The organism is Acidimicrobiia bacterium (assembly GCA_040881685.1).
Taxonomy (GTDB): Bacteria; Actinomycetota; Acidimicrobiia; order IMCC26256; family PALSA-555; genus SHVJ01.
The window spans coordinates 1-2,167 of the sequence record JBBECS010000052.1; the positions used below are offsets into that span (position 1 = coordinate 1).

Annotated in this window: 2 protein-coding genes; both read left to right on the forward strand. The window is 67.1% G+C overall.

Annotation, left to right across the window (positions count from 1 at the left end):
* Positions 1-240: 240 nt before the first annotated feature.
* Complete coding sequence (locus tag WEE69_13720) at positions 241-1,197, forward strand: ABC transporter permease (protein MEX1146352.1); 957 nt, start codon at positions 241-243, stop codon at positions 1,195-1,197.
* A partial coding sequence (locus tag WEE69_13725; protein ID MEX1146353.1) for an ABC transporter permease occupies positions 1,194-2,167 on the forward strand: 974 nt, incomplete at its 3' end. The genes WEE69_13720 and WEE69_13725, both read left to right, overlap by 4 nt.

The following is a 2,167-nucleotide window of genomic DNA, read 5'->3' on the forward strand; positions in this document are numbered from 1 at the left end:
CGAGGACCTCGTCGCGCCCTCGAATGTCTGCCCTCGCGTGCATCGTCACCCGTCCGGGCGAGCCGCCCTCAACAGATCATCGCCGCTCCGGCGCGTGAGCGCCATGCCGCCGATCATCGAGCCGATTCCCGCTCTGACCGTTTCAGCGAGTGACACCGATCGCTTCGGTCATGCCCGCGCGCGGCGCCGTGGGTCGGGCCAGCCCCAGACCACTTCGCCAACTCGTAGTGTGTGCGCCTCATGCTGGGCCTGATCGCACGGCGGCTCGTCAGCCTGATCCCGATCCTCTTCTTGGTGTCGACCGCCGTGTTCTTCTTGATCGAGCTGGTGCCCGGCGACGCGGCGACAACGTTGGCCGGCGGGGCGGATGCCACTCCGGAACGCATCGCCGAAGTCCGCGAAGAGCTGGGACTCGGCCGGCCGTTGCTCGAGCGCTACACCGATTGGTTGGGCGACGCGGTGCAGCTCGACTTTGGGACCTCCTTGCTCGATCCGAGCGGCCCGACGATCAGCGAAGAGCTGGGGAACCGCCTTCCGGTCACGTTCTCGATCGCGATCGCTGGCCTCTTGGTGAGCGTGCTGCTCGGAGTCCCGCTGGGGCTCCTCTCGGCAATTCGCCCGGGGGGATTGATCGATCGTGCGAGCGTCACCGCGACGAGCCTGGGCCTCGCCGTCCCCAGCTTCGTCGTCGGACTCTTCCTGATCACGTTCTTCGCGATCGATCGCGACTGGTTCCCTGCGGTCGGCTACACGCCATTTGGTGAGGACCCACTGGAATGGCTGCGATCGATCACGCTGCCGGCTATCGCCATCGGGCTGTTCGCCGCCGCCTCGGTGGCGAGGCAGGTGCGCGCAGCGACCATCGACGCCCTCCAGTCCAACTACGTGCGCACCGCGCTCTCGGTCGGCACGGGGACGGGCAGGACCGTCGCGAAGTACGCCTTGAAGAACGCGGCGATCCCCGCGGTCACCGTCCTCGGCCTCCAGCTCAGCGCGCTGCTCGGCGGCCTCGTGATCATCGAACGGATCTTCCAGATCCACGGTGGGATCGGTACCTACATGTTCCGGGCACTCAGCGCGCCCGATGTGCCCGTGATCCAGGCAGTCACACTCACCTTCGTCGTCACCCACGTGTTGATCAATCTGGCCGTCGACATCAGCTACGGCTTCCTCAACCCGAGAGTGCGCGTGTCGTGAGCGACGTGACCGGCTCACCGCTCCCGGACGTGGGCCTCGGACCCGATGAGGCGTTCGTGGCATCGTCGACGCCGAGCCCGTACCGACGCGCGTTGCGGCGGCTGCTCCACGACAAGCCCGCCGTCATCTCGCTAGTGTTCCTGTCGCTGCTCATCTTCGCGGCAGTGTTCGCGCCGCTCGTCGTGCCGCACAGACCGGACGACATCGGCGTCGCGGCGCCCTTCTCAGGGCCGAGCCTCGACACGCCGTTCGGTACTGACAGCCTCGGCCGTGATGTGTTCAGCCGGATCATCTACGGCGCGCGCATCTCACTCGCCTCCGGTTTCGAGATCGTGTTCCTGGCCCTGCTCGCGGCAGTCCCCATCGGCTTGCTCGCGGGCTTCCGCGGTGGGGGCACTGACAACCTGCTCATGCGGTTGATGGACGCGTTGGCGAGCTTCCCGCCGTTGGTCCTCGCGCTCGCCATTGTCGCGATCCTCGGGCCGGGGTTGATGAACGCGGTGATCGCGATCGCGATCGTGGTGATTCCCGGATTCGCGCGGCTCGTTCGCGCGCAGACGCTTGCCGTGCGTCAAGAGACGTTCATCGAAGCGTCGCGATCCATGGGCACGAAACCAGGACGGATCCGCCGAACCCGCGTGCTTCCGAACGTCGCGTCCCCACTGATCGTCGCCGTCTCGCTCGCCATGGGTGCCGCATTGGTCGCCGAGGCCAGCCTGAGCCTGCTCGGGTACGGCGTGGAGCCGTCGAAGCCGAGCTGGGGCGCGATGATCGAGCAGGGACGATCGTTCATCTACGAGCATCCTTGGCAGGTGTTCGTGCCGAGCCTCGCGCTCGCGATCACGATCCTCGCGTTCAACACCTTGGGCGACGGCCTGCGCGACGCGCTCGGACTCGGGCTCCCGAAAGGCAAGCGGACGATCAAGGGTCGGCTCGGGCTCACGACCGTCGACCGACGGGACGACGAACC

What these genes read in the sequence shown, in the direction of transcription:
- WEE69_13720 (MEX1146352.1), top strand. Translation starts at nt 241, where the DNA reads ATGCTGGGCCTGATCGCACGGCGGCTCGTCAGCCTGATCCCGATCCTC.